Origin of the sequence: Enterobacter sp. 241F3 (assembly GCF_034106785.1) — a bacterium.
GTDB classification, from domain to species: domain Bacteria; phylum Pseudomonadota; class Gammaproteobacteria; order Enterobacterales; family Enterobacteriaceae; genus Enterobacter; species Enterobacter vonholyi.
The window spans coordinates 764,928-781,636 of record NZ_JAWNDD010000001.1; the positions used below are offsets into that span (position 1 = coordinate 764,928).

Annotated in this window: 13 protein-coding genes, 1 tRNA gene and 1 other RNA gene; 8 read left to right on the top strand and 7 right to left on the bottom strand. The window is 57.9% G+C overall.

Annotation, left to right across the window (positions count from 1 at the left end; all coding sequences use genetic code 11):
• Nucleotides 1–225 precede the first annotated feature (225 nt).
• Nucleotides 226–313 (top strand) — tRNA-Ser (locus UR504_RS03640).
• A gap of 44 nt (nt 314–357) precedes the next feature.
• A non-coding RNA gene (locus UR504_RS03645) (RtT sRNA) lies at nt 358–494 on the top strand.
• 189 nt (nt 495–683) lie between these two features.
• Here UR504_RS03645 and phoH read toward each other — a convergent pair.
• The 4 genes from phoH to efeU all read right to left on the bottom strand — a co-directional run bounded on the left by phoH (nt 684) and on the right by efeU (nt 5,264).
• Complete coding sequence (gene phoH / locus UR504_RS03650; protein ID WP_024908976.1) at nt 684–1,472, bottom strand: phosphate starvation-inducible protein PhoH; 789 nt, start codon at nt 1,470–1,472, stop codon at nt 684–686.
• 500 nt (nt 1,473–1,972) lie between these two features.
• Complete coding sequence (gene efeB, locus UR504_RS03655; RefSeq protein WP_320739341.1) at nt 1,973–3,256, bottom strand: iron uptake transporter deferrochelatase/peroxidase subunit; 1,284 nt, start codon at nt 3,254–3,256, stop codon at nt 1,973–1,975.
• A gap of 5 nt (nt 3,257–3,261) precedes the next feature.
• Entirely contained in the window at nt 3,262–4,389 is a 1,128-nt protein-coding gene (gene efeO, locus UR504_RS03660; RefSeq protein WP_111964488.1) for an iron uptake system protein EfeO, read from the bottom strand.
• Nucleotides 4,390–4,430: 41 nt separating this feature from the next.
• On the bottom strand, nt 4,431–5,264 hold the full coding sequence (efeU, locus tag UR504_RS03665) for an iron uptake transporter permease EfeU (RefSeq protein WP_111964489.1): 834 nt from the start codon (nt 5,262–5,264) through the stop codon (nt 4,431–4,433).
• A gap of 251 nt (nt 5,265–5,515) precedes the next feature.
• On the opposite strand from efeU, the gene UR504_RS03670 reads away from it, so the two are divergent.
• Nucleotides 5,516–6,700, top strand: a complete 1,185-nt coding sequence (locus UR504_RS03670) for a NupC/NupG family nucleoside CNT transporter (protein ID WP_127730349.1) — start codon at nt 5,516–5,518, stop codon at nt 6,698–6,700.
• A 70-nt stretch (nt 6,701–6,770) separates the two neighbouring features.
• On the opposite strand, the gene UR504_RS03675 is transcribed toward UR504_RS03670, so the two are convergent.
• Both UR504_RS03675 and putP read right to left on the bottom strand, forming a co-directional pair.
• Nucleotides 6,771–7,190 carry a DUF3574 domain-containing protein gene (locus UR504_RS03675; RefSeq protein ID WP_032648964.1) on the bottom strand — a complete coding sequence of 140 codons (420 nt, stop codon included), beginning with the start codon at nt 7,188–7,190 and terminating at the stop codon, nt 6,771–6,773.
• A gap of 116 nt (nt 7,191–7,306) precedes the next feature.
• Nucleotides 7,307–8,815, bottom strand: a complete 1,509-nt coding sequence (gene putP, locus UR504_RS03680) for a sodium/proline symporter PutP (protein WP_111964491.1) — start codon at nt 8,813–8,815, stop codon at nt 7,307–7,309.
• 423 nt (nt 8,816–9,238) lie between these two features.
• Between putP and putA the strand changes: the two genes are divergently transcribed.
• Entirely contained in the window at nt 9,239–13,201 is a 3,963-nt protein-coding gene (gene putA, locus UR504_RS03685; protein ID WP_115874701.1) for a trifunctional transcriptional regulator/proline dehydrogenase/L-glutamate gamma-semialdehyde dehydrogenase, read from the top strand.
• 51 nt (nt 13,202–13,252) lie between these two features.
• Nucleotides 13,253–13,648, top strand: coding sequence for a lysozyme inhibitor LprI family protein (locus UR504_RS03690; protein ID WP_115874700.1), 396 nt, complete (start codon nt 13,253–13,255; stop codon nt 13,646–13,648).
• Here UR504_RS03690 and rutR read toward each other — a convergent pair.
• Nucleotides 13,645–14,283: an HTH-type transcriptional regulator RutR gene (gene rutR, locus UR504_RS03695; RefSeq protein WP_008499819.1), complete on the bottom strand. Its 639-nt coding sequence runs from the start codon at nt 14,281–14,283 to the stop codon at nt 13,645–13,647. The two genes, UR504_RS03690 and rutR, sit on opposite strands and share 4 nt — an antisense overlap.
• 245 nt (nt 14,284–14,528) lie before the next feature.
• On the opposite strand from rutR, the gene rutA reads away from it, so the two are divergent.
• Genes rutA through rutC form a run of 3 tightly spaced genes read left to right on the top strand, consistent with a single transcriptional unit; the run spans nt 14,529 to nt 16,707 of the window.
• Entirely contained in the window at nt 14,529–15,620 is a 1,092-nt protein-coding gene (gene rutA / locus UR504_RS03700; RefSeq protein WP_023617762.1) for a pyrimidine utilization protein A, read from the top strand.
• Nucleotides 15,620–16,309 carry a pyrimidine utilization protein B gene (rutB, locus tag UR504_RS03705; protein ID WP_302234715.1) on the top strand — a complete coding sequence of 230 codons (690 nt, stop codon included), beginning with the start codon at nt 15,620–15,622 and terminating at the stop codon, nt 16,307–16,309. The genes rutA and rutB overlap by 1 nt, the downstream gene beginning before the upstream one ends.
• Nucleotides 16,310–16,320: 11 nt before the next feature.
• On the top strand, nt 16,321–16,707 hold the full coding sequence (gene rutC, locus UR504_RS03710) for a pyrimidine utilization protein C (RefSeq protein ID WP_010429508.1): 387 nt from the start codon (nt 16,321–16,323) through the stop codon (nt 16,705–16,707).
• Nucleotides 16,708–16,709 lie beyond the last annotated feature (2 nt).

Here is a 16,709-nt window from a genome sequence, read left to right on the forward strand (position 1 = left end):
TAATAAAGGAGGACCGCCGCTGCGATCTCCAAGATCCAGCGCCCCCTTGAACCGTCAAGTTCTCGATTCACAGCGTTATCCCCTGCTCCACGACGTAAAAACCGTGGAGCTGATTATTGCTTAACCGAACAGGTACTAAAGCTGAAAATCTGCTTGACCGTGTCAGCGCAACTCCCTATAGTAGCGCCCCGTTGCCCCCCAAGCGGTCAGGCAGCAAAACAATATGGTGAGGTGTCCGAGTGGCTGAAGGAGCACGCCTGGAAAGTGTGTATACGGCAACGTATCGGGGGTTCGAATCCCCCCCTCACCGCCATATTTGAGATGAGAGCTCGTACGAAAGTACGGGCTTTTTTCTTTTATATTCTCCGAAAAGGGGGGATGAGAATCCCTGACCGGGGTTCGACAACTGGCGCAGCCAGTTGGACAGACTGTGAGTGCAGCGAACAGGCTGCCCGCAGGGCGAGCAAAGCGAGTCAATCCCCCCCTCACCGCCATATTTGAGATGAGAGCTCGTACGAAAGTACGGGCTTTTTTCTTTTATATTCTCCGAAAAGGGGGATGAGAATCCCCGACCGGGGTTCGACAACTGGCGCAGCCAGTTGGACAGACCGTGAGCGCAGCGAACAGGCTGCCCGCACAAAAAACAAAGCCCGGTTTCCCGGGCCTTGAACGCAACAGCAAACTCAGTAATACGCTTGCAGCGTGCGCTGACAGAGCGCCGATCGCACGCAGTCCTCTTTGGTGAAGCGTACCACCCCAATCATCTCATCTTCCTCAAAACGTGACATGGCGTCGCTCAGCCCGGATTTTACACCGGACGGCAGGTCACACTGCGTAATATCGCCGTTAACGATAACCGTCACGTTCTCCCCGAGGCGCGTTAAAAACATCTTCATTTGCGCAGCGGTCACGTTCTGAGCCTCGTCAAGAATGACGACCGCATTTTCAAATGTACGTCCGCGCATATAGGCGAACGGCGCGATTTCCACCTTGCCAATCTCTGGTCGCAGGCAGTACTGCATAAAGGATGCGCCCAGTCGCTTCACCAGCACGTCATAGACGGGCCTGAAGTACGGGGCAAACTTCTCCGAAATATCACCGGGCAAGAAGCCGAGATCTTCATCAGCCTGCAGTACCGGACGGGTAACAATGATTCTTTCCACGTCCTTATGGATCAGCGCTTCCGCCGCTTTGGCTGCACTGATCCAGGTTTTCCCGCATCCGGCTTCACCGGTTGCAAAGATGAGCTGTTTACTCTCGATAGCATTCAGGTAGTGCGCCTGAGCCTCATTGCGCGCCACAATTGGAGAATTATCACGGCTGTCTCGGGCCATGCCAATTGCTTCTACGCCACTCATCTGCACAAGCGAGGTGACCGATTCTTCTTCACGCTGTTTATGGCTACGTGAATCCCGTCTCAGCACACGTTTTGCTTCGCGACGAGCTTTGATCACTGCTTTTTGTCTTCCCATGGATAGCACCTTGAGTTGTTGGTATTCATCACACGCGCCAGCGTCGGCACGATTATGCGCACGAACATCAGAGGGTTGGCTTCCTTGTAAGCCATTGCTTGCACTATCGGATGACGATACGGAACAGCTACGCGCACCGTTCTGCACGTCGGTCGAATCAGATTCATGAGGGAGGGGGGAAAATTTAGTGGTGAGGAAATCGCTGCCGGAGTCTGAGCCTCCGCGCCGGGTGCTGCGGTTGTTATGTTTACCTTGTCCAGTACAGGACGCAACCATTCGCGATCTCCATAGTGATTCAGCGTCACTGCCGGGAACTACCGCTGTCTTATCTTAAGTACATCAGGAGTTATCATAAATGCAACATTTATTTTACCTGAATGCAACTTTTAGGACTGTCCCTACAGTTGAAATCAGTCTCATATAGAAATATTACAGAAATATAACAGGAGGATAGTCATATGAAAAAATAATGTCCCTGCGAATCGTCGCAGGGACAATTATCAGGCTTCAATAAGACCCTGCGCGAGATACACGTTGCTGTCGCGCACGCCCGGCAGGGCAAAGAAATAGCCGCCGCCGATGGGTTTAATGTACTCTTCCAGCGCCTCTCCGTTTAAGCGCTTCTGCACGGTGAGGAAGCCCTTTTCCAGATCGTGCTGGTAGCAGACGAACAGCAGCCCCATATCGAGCTGACCGGAGTTAGTCACGCCGAGCGAGTAGCTGTATCCCCGACGCATCATCAGGCTCGACTGCGTCTCTTTGGTGCGCGGATTGGCCAGACGAATGTGGCTGTCCAGCGCAATCACATCGCCATTAGGATCGCTGGCGTAGTCGGGCACGTCATGCTCGTTCTTCATGCCGAGCGGCGCGCCGCTTTGCTTATCGCGACCGAAGATCGTCTGCTGCTCTTTCAGCGGCGTGCGGTCCCAGAACTCCACGTGGAACTGAATAATGCGCACCGCCTGATAGCTGCCGCCCACCGCCCATGCCGGTTCGCCCTGATCGGCAGTGACCCACACCACCTCCTTCATGAGCGCACCATCGTGGCTGTCCGGATTGGCAGTGCCGTCCTTGAAGCCCAGCAGGTTCACCGGAGTCTCTTTCCCCTTGCTGCGGGCGGCGTGGTCCGAGATAAACCCTTCCCGCTTCCAGCGCACGCTCAGCAGATCCGGCGTGTGCTTGATGATGTCGCGCAGGGCGTGGATCACCGTGTCCTGCGTATTGGCGCAAATCTGCAGAAGCAGATCGCCATGGCAGAGGGCGGCATCCAGGGAATCATTCGGGAAGCGCGTCATTTTTTGCAGCGCTTTCGGCTTCTGTTTTGCCAGCCCGTAGCGTGCATCAAACAGCGATTCTCCCAGCGAAACGGTTATGGTCAGGTTATCCGGGGCAATGAATGGCCCCAGAATGCCGGAGTCCATTGGCGGCAGACGCGGGTTCGGCGTATCGGGCGCCGGTCCACCGGCGGTAAGAAACGCGATGCGCGTCGTCAGCAGGCGGAACAGGCGCTCCAGATCGGCTTTATCGCTGGCCAGCGAATCAAAGACCACCAGCATCATGGACGCCTGCTGCGGCGTCAGGATGCCCGACTGATGCTCGCCATAAAACGGCTGCGTCTCCATGCGGGCATTGGGTGACAGCGTGCCGGGCGCGCTTTGCGGTTTTGCCGCATGCGCTACCGGACACCCGCCAGCCAGCGCAAGCGCGCCCCCCAGCGCCCCTACCCCTTTTAACAACCGACGACGTGAAGGCTCAACCACGTCGTTCTCGCTATGCTTATTCATCGTGCTTAGTCCAGACCCAGTACGCCACGCAGCAGGGAGAGATCTTCCGCCAGGGCGGTAATCGGGCCTTTCAGCGCGTTACGGTCGGCGTCGGTCAGCTTATCGTAGGTCTCAAACCCGTCTTTGGTGCGGTACTTCGCCAGGATGGTGTCGACTTTTTTGAAGTTGGCATCCACCTTGCCCAGCAGCTCGCCGTTCTCTTTCTGCAGCTGAGGACGCAGGAGGTTAACGATTTTCTGCGCGCCGTCGACGTTGGCCTGGAAGTCCCACAGATCGGTATGGCTATAGCGATCTTCTTCGCCGCTGATTTTGCTCGCGGCCACTTCTTCAATCAGGCCGGCCGCGCCGCCCACCACTTTTGACGGCGGGAAGGCCAGCTCGCTGATGCGCTTTTGCAGCTCCAGCACGTCGCCGTTCAGCTGCTCAGCGTATTTCTCCATCCCTTTGGTGGAATTGTCGCCAAACAGGGCTTTCTCCAGACGGTGGAAACCGGTGAATTTCGGATCGGCGGCCTTCTGCTCGAAATCATCTTCGCGGGCGTCGATGCTGCCATCAAGGTCAGAGAACAGCTCGGCGATCGGCTCAATGCGCTCGTAGTGCTGACGGGTTGGCGCATAGAGGGATTTCGCTTTTTCGATGTCACCGGCCTTCACCGCATCGGTAAAGGCTTTGGTTGCCGCCGCCAGGTCCGCCGTCTCTTTCGTGACATAGGCTTTATACGCCGTAATCGCGTCGCCCAGGCTCAGCACCGCAGCGCCTTTCGCTGCATCGGCCGTCGCTTCACCTTTGACGATCAGCTTCCCTTTAGGGTTGGTCAGCAGGCCGCAGGTCATCTCATACTCGCCCGGCTGCAGGTTGGCGGTCATCTTCTGGCTGAAGCCAGGAGCGATATTTTCACGCTCTTCCACCACCAGAACGCCTTTAAGGATCTCCCACTCCAGCGCCTTCTGGCTGTGGTTCTGAATAATAAACTGGGTTTTGCCGCTATTCACCGTGAGGGTCATCGGCTCACACTGCTTATCATTAACGGTGACTTTAACCTGAGGAACATCCGCGCCCCAGGCGGAGAATGCAGAAGCGAACAGCGCGGCAATGCCTGCGCATAACGCACTACGACGGAACTGAATTGCCATGACTCTTCCCTTTAAAAAGTATGTTGTAACTAAATCAACTATTATGGCGTAACGCGAGACGCCTGCGTGCCGGTACGCGGCGGCATTGCGAACAGCACCAGCGCCGGAACCAGATAGATAAAGTAAATCGCCACTTCGCTGACGCTCGGCGTTTCCTGATAGCCGAAGATACCTTCGAGCAGAGTGCCGGTCAGAGAGTGCGTGGAGAGCACGTTGCTAAGGTCGAACGCGACGTCCTGGAAGTGGTTCCACAGGCCCGCTTCATGGAAGGCGCGAATAGCCCCTGCCGCCAGCCCTGCCGCCACCAGCAGAATAAACAGGCTGGTCCACTTGAAGAAAGCGCCCAGGTTCAGGCGGATACCGCCCCAGTACAGCAGGAAACCAAGCACCACGGCCGTGGCGAGACCCAGCATGGCCCCGAGCGGCGGCCAGATCCCCACATCCTGCTGAAACGCCGCCAGCAGGAAGAAAACGGACTCCAGGCCTTCACGCGCGACGGCGAAAAAGACCATCATAATGAGCGCCCAGCCGTGGTTGTTCCCCTTCTGCAGCGCGTTATCCACCGCCTGCTCCAGCTGCACCTTCACGTTACGCGAGACTTTACGCATCCAGAACACCATCCAGGTGAGGATCACCACCGCAATCACGGCGACGATACCTTCAAACAGCTCCTGCTCTTTCTGCGGGAACTCGCCGGTGGTTTCGTTGATGAGGACACCTAAGCCCAGGCAGAGCGCCGCGGCAAGGAATACCCCGACCCACATGACGCCAATCCAGCGTCCGCGCTGGGTTCGCTTCAGATAACTGGCGATGAGGCTCACGATAAGGGCGGCTTCGAGCCCTTCACGTAACATAATGAGAAATGGAACAAACATGCCGACACCTTAAATGTTTATCGCGGTCAACTGATGCAAAGAAAGGTAAATTCTTGTGATAGTGATTATCATTACGGCGAAAAGAAAAACAAGCGAAATGTGCGGTGTTTTGATAACGAGTTGTAAACGCCCAGCCTGATAATAGTTACATACGTTATCGTTAAGTTTATAAGTTATAACGAAAATGCCCATTTACGCTGATTCAGGGCTGTGGCTAAATATCCGCCTCAAACACCTGGTGAAAATAAATTATGTTTAAAATTGTCCATTTCCTGCTGGCGCTGGTGATTATTCTCGCGCTTGCCTGGCTGGTAAGTTTCGACCGCCGAAAAATTCGCATTCGTTTTGTTTTACAGCTGATTGTCATTGAAATTGCCCTGGCGTTCTTTTTCCTGCACGCCGAAAGCGGGTTATTCCTGATTAAATACGTCTCGGGATTTTTTGAGTCACTGCTCAAATTTGCTGGCGAAGGCACCAATTTCGTCTTTGGCGGTATGGGAGAAAAAGGGCTGGCGTTCATTTTCCTCGGCGTGCTTTGCCCCATTATTTTTATTTCCGCGCTGATTGGTATTCTTCAGCACTGGCGGATCCTGCCGATTTTTATTCGGGTGATCGGTACGCTGCTGTCGAAACTGAACGGCATGGGTAAGCTGGAATCCTTTAACGCGGTTAGCTCGCTGATTCTCGGCCAGTCGGAAAACTTCATTGCCTACAAGGGCGTGCTGGGGGATCTCTCTTCCCGTCGTCTCTTCACCATGGCAGCCACGGCGATGTCGACGGTCTCCCTGTCGATTGTCGGCGCGTATATGACCATGCTCGACGCTAAATTTGTCGTCGCGGCGCTGATTCTGAACATGTTTAGCACCTTTATTATTCTTTCGGTCATCAACCCGGCACGCCCGGAAGCGGAGCCGGATATCAAGCTGGAAAAACTGCATGAATCGCAGAGCTTCTTCGAAATGCTCGGCGAGTATATTCTGGCCGGTTTTAAGGTGGCGATGATTATTCTGGCCATGCTGATTGGCTTCATCGCGCTTATTAGCGCCGTTAACGCCCTCTTCTCCAGCGTATTTGGCATGAGTTTCCAGCAGATCCTGGGCTATGTATTTTATCCCCTGGCGTGGCTGGTGGGTATTCCGCTGGGTGACGCCCTGAACGCGGGCAGTATTATGGCGACCAAGCTGGTGGCGAATGAATTTGTGGCGATGATTGAGCTGCAAAAAATCGCTCATCAAATGTCCCCGCGCGGGCTGGGGATTTTATCCGTCTTCCTGGTGTCGTTCGCGAACTTCGCATCCATCGGCATTGTGGCCGGAGCGATTAAGGGTCTTAACGAGCAGCAGGGGAACGTGGTGTCGCGTTTCGGTCTGCGTCTGGTGTATGGAGCAACGCTGGTAAGTTTACTGTCGGCGAGCTTTGCGGGGTTGGTGCTCTGATGCAATGCCGGGTGGCGCGCAGCGATCCCGGCCTACAAAACAACAACGGCGGGAATTCCCGCCGTTTTCATTAAAACTGCACGCACACCGGCTGGTCGACACGCATCACCGACTCCTGCGCGAAGCGTGACTTATAAATCCCGCGCAACGCTTCGATGTTCTTCTCGCTCTGCGCATCTTTTCCATGGATCAGCATCAGCGCCTTGCTCGGTTCGCGCGCCACTTTCCCGTCGTTCCCCAGCCATTGCCCGCGTGCATCAAACACCGTTAAGCCGTCGCGAAAGCGTGGCGTCACGTCCTGGTCAACAAACTGCTGCCACTCGTTGCTGGTAATCTGCGCCCCGGCAGGACGGTTTAAGCCGAAATAGAGCGTGGTTTGCTGCATCTGGTTATCCGCTTTGCAGGTCTCCACCGCAGCATGCTGCGATGGCGCGTTGCAGCCCGCCAGCATCAATAATGCCGCCGCCATTAACCCTGTTTTGATTGTCATGCTTCGCTATCCTCATTGTTATAAGCACATGGATATCACAGGAAATTACGGATTTTGGCAAGAAAAAAGCCGGGTGCGCTTACGCTCACCCGGCCTGTATTGTGCAGCGAGAAAAATTATTCTGCCTGAAGCTTAGACGGCGGCGCAGTGTGGTAATGCGCGTCGGCTTCCGCAAAGCGTTTCTGCATGGAGGCAGACGGCGCTTTACCCAGCAGGCTGAACACCACGATACCGATGCTGCCGAAGATGAAGCCAGGAATGATTTCGTACAGGCCCAGCCAGGCGAACTGTTTCCAGACGATAACGGTCACCGCACCGATAATCATCCCCGCCAGCGCGCCGTTACGGGTCATACGGGACCACATGACGGAGAACAGGACGACCGGACCAAATGCCGCACCAAAGCCCGCCCACGCGTAGCTCACGAGACCCAGCACGCGGTTCTCCGGGTTGGCCGCCAGCGCAATAGCCACCAGCGCAACCGCCAGCACCATGAAGCGCCCGACCCACACCAGCTCTTTCTGGCTTGCGTTTTTACGCAGGAAGGCCTTATAGAGGTCTTCGGTGATCGCACTGGAGCAGACCAGCAGCTGGCAGCTCAGGGTGGACATCACCGCCGCCAGGATCGCGGAGAGCAGAATCCCGGCAATCCACGGGTTAAACAGAATTTGCGCCAGCTCGATAAACACGCGTTCGGCGTTCTGGTTCACCGCACCCGCCTGCGCCGGGTTGTTGCTGAAGTAGGCGATACCGAAGAAGCCAACAGCGCACGCACCCGCCAGACACAGGATCATCCACGTCATACTGATGCGACGGGCATGTACGATGGTGTGGTGAGAATCCGCCGCCATAAAGCGCGCCAGAATGTGCGGCTGACCGAAGTAGCCTAGACCCCAGCCCATCAGAGAGACGATGGCCACGAAGTTCAGCCCTTTCAGCATGTCGACGTTTTCAATGCTCTTCTGCTTGATCACTTCCAGCGATTCGCCAAAGCCGCCAACGGTGAAAATCACAATCACCGGGGTCAGGATCAGGGCGAAGATCATCAGGCTCGCCTGCACGGTGTCGGTCCAGCTTACCGCCAGGAAACCGCCCACGAAGGTATAGAGAATGGTCGCAGCGGCACCGGCCCACAGAGCGGTTTCGTAGCTCATGCCGAAGGTGCTTTCGAACAGGCGCGCGCCGGCCACGATGCCGGAGGCGCAGTAGATGGTGAAGAACAGCAGGATAACCACCGCAGAGATAATACGCAGGATGCGGCTGTTATCTTCAAAACGTCCGGTGAAGTAGTCCGGCAGCGTCAGGGCGTTGTTATTGGCTTCGGTATGCACGCGCAGACGGCCTGCCACCAGCTTCCAGTTGATCCACGCGCCGACGGTCAAACCGATGGCGATCCAGCTTTCCGAGATACCGGAGATAAAAATCGCACCCGGCAGACCCATCAGCAGCCAGCCGCTCATGTCGGATGCGCCCGCGGAGAGCGCGGTCACCATCGGGCCTAAACTGCGTCCGCCCAGAATGTAGTCGTCAAAGTTCTTTGTAGAACGCCACGCCAAAAACCCTATCAGGATCATGCCAAAAATATAAACGAGAAATGTCACCAGCATCGGTGTGCTAATAGCCATTCAAATTCTCCAAAAGTGTCGAGCGACAACCGTCCGGGTTGCCTTGTTATATGATCACCGGAACGAGGTGACGGTATCTTGTGTTTCGGTTGGGCGCGCTATCCTGCCGTATGCGCCCTCCGCTGACAAACGATTTAACACTGCATTTACATCAATTTCATCCCCGGTTTGATACGAGTTTCCTATAGGTTGCACTCGCTCACGCTTTTACGGGTTGCACCTTTGAAAAGTGTTAACTTCCGCATAAAACCAGGCTTTCCGCGACAAAGCCAGCACGTTTTTCCAGCTAACCATTCGTTAACAATCCATTCATTTTCTGGGTTGCAAACCAGGTCACATTTAACACGGTTGCACAAAGTTGCAACATGGGGGATATTTCACGCTATCTACAGAACGCTATTACAGAACAACAGGAGCTTTGGCATGGGTATGACCACCATGGGGGTTAAGCTGGATGACGCGACCCGCGAACGGATTAAGACCGCAGCAACCCGCATTGACCGCACGCCGCACTGGTTAATTAAGCAGGCGATTTTTAACTATCTCGAAAGACTCGAGAGCGATGAGGGCCTGCCGGAGCTGCCTGCCCTGCTCGCCGGTGCCGCCAATGAAAGCGAAGAGGCGCCGGCCGCTGGCGACGAAAGCCATCAGCCGTTCCTTGAATTCGCCGAGCAGATCCTGCCGCAGTCCGTCAGCCGCGCCGCCATTACCGGCGCCTACCGCCGCGCCGAAACCGACGCCGTGCCGATGCTGCTGGAGCAGGCTCGCCTGCCTGACGCCATTGCCGCACAGGCGCACAGCCTGGCGTATCAGTTAGCCGACAAGCTGCGCAACCAGAAAACCGCCACCGGCCGCGCCGGAATGGTTCAGGGTTTGCTGCAGGAGTTCTCCCTCTCCTCTCAGGAAGGCGTGGCGCTGATGTGCCTGGCGGAAGCGCTGCTGCGTATTCCGGATAAAGCCACCCGCGACGCGCTGATCCGCGACAAGATCAGCAACGGCAACTGGCATTCGCACATTGGCCGCAGCCCGTCGCTGTTCGTTAACGCGGCAACCTGGGGCCTGCTGTTTACCGGCAAACTGGTTTCGACCCATAACGAAGCCAACCTGTCACGCTCCCTGAACCGCATCATCGGCAAGAGCGGCGAGCCGCTGATCCGCAAAGGCGTGGACATGGCGATGCGTCTGATGGGCGAACAGTTTGTGACCGGGGAAACTATTGCCGAAGCGCTGGCGAACGCCCGCAAGCTGGAAGACAAAGGTTTCCGCTATTCGTACGACATGCTCGGTGAAGCGGCCCTGACCGCCGCCGACGCGCAGGCCTACATGGTCTCTTACCAGCAGGCGATCCACGCTATCGGTAAAGCGTCCAACGGTCGCGGTATTTATGAAGGCCCGGGCATCTCGATAAAGCTCTCCGCCCTGCACCCGCGCTACAGCCGCGCGCAGTACGACCGGGTGATGGAAGAGCTCTACCCGCGCCTGAAGTCCCTGACCCTGCTGGCGCGCCAGTATGACATCGGCATCAACATCGACGCCGAAGAGGCCGACCGTCTGGAGATCTCCCTCGATCTGCTGGAAAAACTGTGCTTCGAGCCGGAGCTGGCGGGTTGGAACGGCATCGGTTTCGTTATCCAGGCCTACCAGAAGCGTTGTCCGTTCGTCATTGATTACCTGATTGACCTGGCCAGCCGCAGCCGTCGTCGCCTGATGATCCGCCTGGTGAAAGGCGCCTACTGGGATAGCGAAATCAAACGCGCCCAGATGGAAGGGCTGGAAGGCTATCCGGTCTATACCCGTAAGGTTTACACCGACGTCTCTTACCTCGCCTGCGCGAAAAAGCTGCTCGGCGTGCCGAACCTGATCTATCCGCAGTTCGCTACCCACAACGCCCACACCCTGGCGGCGATCTACAGTCTTGCCGGGCAAAACTACTATCCGGGCCAGTACGAGTTCCAGTGCCTGCACGGCATGGGTGAACCGCTTTACGAGCAGGTCACAGGTAAAGTGGCGGACGGCAAGCTGAACCGCCCGTGCCGTATCTATGCTCCGGTGGGCACGCACGAAACCCTGCTGGCGTACCTGGTTCGTCGTCTGCTGGAAAACGGCGCGAACACCTCCTTCGTTAACCGTATCGCCGACACCACGCTGCCGCTCGACGAGCTGGTCGCCGATCCGGTGCAGGCCGTTGAGAAAATGGCCGCGCAGGAAGGCCAGATTGGTCTGCCGCATCCGAAAATTGCCCTGCCGCGCGAGCTGTACGGCAAAGGCCGCGTCAACTCGGCGGGTCTGGATCTCGCCAACGAACACCGTCTGGCGTCCCTCTCCTCTGCCCTGCTCAACAGCGCGCTGCAGAAGTGGCAGGCCAAACCGATGCTGGAGCAGCCCGTTGATGACGGCGACATGCAGCCGGTCATCAACCCGGCAGAGCCAAAAGATATCGTCGGCTATGTGCGTGAAGCGACAGAAGAGGAAGTGGATCAGGCGCTGGACAGCGCGGTGAATAACGCCCCTATCTGGTTCGCCACGCCGCCGCAGGAGCGCGCCGCCATTCTGGAACGCGCGGCGGTGCTGATGGAAGATCAGATGCAGTCGCTCATCGGCATTCTGGTGCGCGAAGCGGGTAAAACCTTCAGCAACGCCATCGCCGAAGTACGCGAGGCCGTCGACTTCCTGCACTACTACGCCGGTCAGGTGCGCGATGATTTCGATAACGAAACCCACCGTCCGCTGGGTCCGGTCGTCTGTATCAGCCCGTGGAACTTCCCGCTGGCGATCTTCACCGGCCAGATTGCCGCCGCCCTGGCCGCAGGCAACAGCGTGCTGGCAAAACCGGCGGAGCAGACCCCGCTGATTGCCGCGCAGGGCATCAACATTCTTCTGGAGGCAGGCGTACCGGCGGGCGTGGTCCAGCTGCTGCCGGGCCGCGGTGAAACCGTGGGCGCCAAACTGACCTCCGATAACCGCGTGCGCGGCGTGATGTTTACTGGTTCGACCGAAGTGGCCTCGCTGCTGCAGCGCAATATTGCCACCCGTCTGGATGCGCAGGGTCGTCCTACGCCGCTCATCGCGGAAACCGGCGGCATGAACGCCATGATCGTCGACTCCTCTGCCCTCACCGAGCAGGTGGTGGTTGACGTGCTGGCCTCCGCCTTCGACAGCGCCGGTCAGCGCTGCTCCGCCCTGCGCGTGCTGTGCCTGCAGGATGACGTGGCGGACCACACGCTGAAGATGCTGCGCGGCGCGATGGCCGAATGCCGCATGGGCAACCCGGGCCGTCTCACCACCGACATCGGGCCGGTGATCGACGCGGAAGCCAAAGCCAATATTGAAAACCACATTCAGGCCATGCGCTCGAAAGGCCGTCCGGTGTTCCAGGCGGTGCGAGACAACAGCGAAGACGCCCGCGAGTGGCGTTCCGGCACCTTTGTGCCGCCTACGCTTATCGAGCTGGCAAGCTTCGACGAGCTGAAAAAAGAGGTCTTCGGCCCGGTGCTGCACGTGGTGCGCTACAACCGTAACAACCTCAACGAGCTGGTTGAGCAGATCAACGCCTCCGGCTATGGCCTGACGCTCGGCGTGCATACCCGTATCGACGAGACCATCGCGCAGGTAACCGGCAGCGCCAAAGTGGGCAACCTGTACGTTAACCGCAACATGGTTGGCGCGGTCGTAGGCGTACAGCCGTTCGGCGGTGAAGGCCTTTCCGGCACCGGTCCGAAAGCGGGCGGTCCGCTCTACCTGTACCGTCTGCTGGCGAACCGTCCGGAGAACGCGCTGGGTGTCACCCTGGCGCGTCAGGATGCGGAGTATCCGGTGGATGCGCAGCTGAAAACCGTGCTGACCCAGCCGCTGGAAGCGCTGATCGCCTGGGCGGAAAAACGTCCTGAACTGCGTGCCGTGGCGCAGCAGTACGGCGAGCTGGCACAGGCCGGTACGCAGCGTCTGCTGCCGGGGCCGACCGGCGAGCGCAATACTTGGACGCTGATGCCGCGCGAACGCGTACTGTGCGTGGCGGATAACGAGCAGGACGCGCTGGTACAGCTGGCCGCCGCGATGGCCACCGGGTGTGAAGTGCTGTGGCCGGACGATGCGCTGCATCGGGACCTGGCCAAACAGCTGCCAAAAGCGGTCTCGGCCCGTATTCACTTCGCGAAAGCCGATGCGCTGCTGACCCAGCCGTTTGATGCGGTGATCTATCACGGTGATTCCGACCAGCTGCGCGAGCTGTGCGAGCAGGTTGCGGCCCGCAGCGGGGCGATTGTTTCGGTGCAGGGCTTTGCGCGCGGGGAAACCAACCTGCTGCTGGAGCGTCTGTACGTGGAGCGCTCGCTCAGCGTCAACACCGCGGCGGCGGGTGGTAACGCCAGTCTGATGACAATAGGTTAACGCTGTGCTAATAAGGCTCCGGAGACGGAGCCTTATTTTATTGGGGAATATATGAAACGATATCTTATCGCCAGTGCAGCGCTGCTGCTGAGCGCCAGCGCGCTGGCCGACGAGTGCGACAAAGCGACCACCCAGCTTGAACTGAATACCTGTAGCGCGCAGCAGTACCAGGCTGCCGATAAAAAGCTCAACCAGACGTACCAGGCGGCCGTTAAGCGTGCGGCAGCTCCTCAGCGAGATCTGCTGAAAAAAGCGCAGCAGGCGTGGATTACCCTGCGCGATGCGGACTGCGCGTTTATCGGTTCGGGTACGGAAGGCGGGAGCGTTCAGCCAATGATTGTTAACCAGTGCCTGGCTGAAAAAACCGTGGAGCGCGAAGCGTTTCTGGCCTCGCTGATGCAGTGTGAAGAGGGCGACTTAAGCTGCCCTCTCCCGCCGGCAAACTAACGTAAGCGGATCCCTTCAATAATCATCCGCTGCACGTTTTCCAGGGTGCTGTGGAAAAACGCTTCGTCCTGGAGCGTTTTTCCGGTCACCGCCTCGACCTGGGCCGCAAAGTCAGCGTAATGCTGGGTGGAGGCCCAAATCATAAAGATCAGATGATGCGGATCGACCGGGGCCAGCTTTCCGCTGGCAACCCATCCGGCAATAATGGCCGACTTGTCGTCCACCAGCTGTTTTAAATCTCCGGTCAGCTCCGCCTGCAACAGCGGCGCGCCCTGCAGCATCTCAAGACAAAACAGCCTTGATGCCTGCGGGTAATCGCGCGACACCTCCAGCTTCAGGCGAATGTACTCCTTGATTGCTACCAGCGGGGCCAGCTCTTCGCGAAACGCTTTCAGCGGCGCCAGCCAGATATCGAGGATCTGCTGCATCACCGCGACATACAGCGCCTCTTTCGACGGGTAATAGTAGAGCAGATTGGTTTTGGATACCCCGGACTGCTCCGCCACCTGCTCCAGGCGCGTGCCGTGAATGCCAAACTGCGAAAACGTCTCCAGCGCCGCGCTGAGGATCGCCTGCTTCTTGGCGCTCACCGCCTGCGAACGTTTACCTGGTGTTTTCACTGCGCCTTGTGTCATTCCCGCTCTCCTTATTCTGCGTTGCCCTCAGCATAGCAAAACCCCCGTCTCACCACGACATCCTGCACTCCGATCGCGCATGAATGCCTGTTTTCTGTGCAATGTTTTTGACCAGTTAGTCCACATTTAGCTGCATCAATCCACCAACTTCTGATTAACACACTAATAACACTGCCATTTTCAAAACTGGCACTGCCTTTGCAAAATCACCGTTACACCTGCGACGTAATGAAGAGAGGTTCGTGATGAAAATTGGCGTATTTGTACCCATCGGCAACAACGGCTGGCTTATCTCGACCACTGCACCGCAATACATGCCGACCTTTGAGCTCAATAAAGCCATCGTGCAGAAAGCGGAGCACTACCATTTCGACTTTGCGCTTTCGATGATCAAGCTGCGCGGCTTTGGCGGCAAAACCGAATTCTGGGATCACAACCTGGAGTCCTTCACCCTGATGGCTGGGCTGGCGGCAGTCACCTCGCGGATCCAGATCTACGCCACCGCCGCCACGCTTACCCTGCCCCCGGCCATCGTCGCGCGCATGGCATCCACCATTGACTCCATCTCAGGCGGACGCTTTGGCGTCAACCTGGTTACCGGCTGGCAAAAACCCGAGTACGAGCAGATGGGGCTCTGGCCGGGTGACGATTACTTCTCGCGTCGCTACGACTACCTGACCGAATACGTACAGGTTCTGCGCGATCTGTGGGGTACCGGCAAAAGCGATTTTAAGGGTGACTTCTTCACCATGAACGACTGTCGCGTCAGCCCGCAGCCGTCGGTGCCGATGAAGGTGATTTGCGCCGGACAGAGCGACGCGGGGATGGAATTCTCCGCCAAATACGCCGACTTCAACTTCTGCTTCGGTAAAGGCGTTAACACGCCTGCCGCCTTCGCCCCGACCGCCGCTCGCATGAAAGAGGCCGCCGACAAAACCGGGCGCGACGTGGGCTCCTACGTGCTGTTCATGGTGATAGCAGACGAAACCGACGACGCCGCGCGCGCGAAATGGGAGCGCTACAAGGACGGCGCCGACGAGGAGGCCCTGAGCTGGCTTACCGAGCAGAGCCAGAAGGATACCCGCTCCGGGGCGGATACCAACGTTCGTCAGATGGCCGACCCGACCTCTGCCGTCAATATCAACATGGGCACGCTGGTCGGCTCGTACGCCAGCGTCGCCAGGATGCTGGACGAAGTGGCTGCCGTGCCCGGGGCGGAAGGCGTCCTGCTGACCTTCGATGATTTCCTGACCGGCGTGGAAACCTTCGGCGAGCGCATCCAGCCGCTGATGCAGTGCCGCGCCCACATCCCTGCCGTCACGAAGGAGGTGGCGTAATGACGACCCTTAACGCACGCCCGGAAGCCATTACCTTCACGCCGGAGCAGAGCGCGCTGATCGTGGTGGACATGCAAAACGCCTACGCCAGCCAGGGCGGCTATCTGGACCTGGCGGGCTTCGACGTCTCCGCTACGCAGCCGGTGATCGCGAACATTAAAACCGCCGTCGCCGCCGCGCGCGCTGCGGGCATGCTCATCATCTGGTTCCAGAACGGCTGGGATGACCAGTACGTCGAGGCCGGTGGCCCCGGCTCGCCCAACTTCCACAAGTCGAACGCCCTGAAAACCATGCGCAAACGGCCCGAACTGCAGGGCAAGCTGCTGGCGAAAGGCGGCTGGGATTATCAGCTGGTGGATGAGCTGGTCCCGCAGGCGGGCGATATTGTCCTGCCCAAACCGCGCTACAGCGGCTTTTTCAACACGCCGCTCGACAGCCTGCTGCGCAGCCGGGGCATTCGCCACCTGGTCTTCACCGGCATTGCCACCAACGTCTGCGTGGAGTCGACCCTGCGCGACGGCTTTTTCCTCGAGTATTTTGGCGTGGTGCTGGAAGACGCGACCCATCAGGCCGGGCCGGAATTCGCCCAGAAGGCGGCCCTGTTCAATATCGAAACCTTTTTTGGCTGGGTCAGCAGCGTCGCCGAGTTCTGCGACGCCCTGAATCCTCCGCTCGCCCGTATCGCCTGAGGAGACACACGATGCCGAAATCCGTAATCATCCCGCCGGGCACCAGCACGCCCATCGCCCCGTTTGTCCCCGGCACCCTTGCCGACGGCGTGGTGTATGTCTCAGGCACGCTGCCGTTTGATAAAGACAACAACGTGGTGTTTATCAACGACCCAAAGGCGCAAACCCGCCACGTGCTGGAGACGATCAAAACCGTGATCGAAACGGCGGGTGGCACGATGGAGGATGTGACCTTCAACAGCATCTTTATCACCGACTGGAAAAACTACGCCGCGATTAACGAAATCTACGCGGAGTTCTTCCCCGGCGATAAGCCGGCCCGGTTCTGCATTCAGTGCGGCCTGGTGAAGCCGGAGGCGCTGGTTGAGATCGCCACCGTTGCGCACATCGCGAAGTGAGG